General features: G+C 32.1%; 1 protein-coding gene. It reads left to right on the forward strand.

Translation table 11 applies throughout. The annotated features are described in order from the left end of the window. Positions 1 to 120: 120 nt before the first annotated feature. The coding region (locus G8O24_RS42700; protein ID WP_202988828.1) for a hypothetical protein at positions 121 to 461 on the forward strand (341 nt) is incomplete at its 3' end.

The following is a 461-nucleotide window of genomic DNA, read 5'->3' on the forward strand; positions in this document are numbered from 1 at the left end:
TTTTCATTTTCTAAAACTGGCAACATTTCATTTGCAATTACTTGTAAATTTGACATTTTGTTCTCCTTTCTGTTCGCCCTTTCACAGTGCTATAGTTTTTGTGAAGGGAGGTGTTTTAATATGGCGATCGAATTGTCACTTACACAATTTTTAACTTATAGTTCAAAAGTTAGTACATCAGCAAAACTAAATTACGTTTGGCAAGAGAAAAATTCTGAATATGATCCATCCGTTGATTATTGGAAAAAGCTGCGTGATGAAATAAAGAAAACTCACGAAAAAAATTTACCTATAGAAGATTTACTCGAGCTTCCTAAAAGAGTCAGTGAAAAAAAGGCAAAAAATTATCAACGAGCAGTTACTAAATACGTTTCTTTTATTCGAAAAAATAATGCTTCGTATTTCCCTGTTGGAAAATCCTTTTGGTCTTATTCTGATGATTTATTTGTCCGAACTAGCCC

Origin of the sequence: Bradyrhizobium campsiandrae, assembly GCF_014529705.1 — a bacterium.
Taxonomy (GTDB): domain Bacteria; phylum Pseudomonadota; class Alphaproteobacteria; order Rhizobiales; family Xanthobacteraceae; genus Bradyrhizobium; species Bradyrhizobium campsiandrae.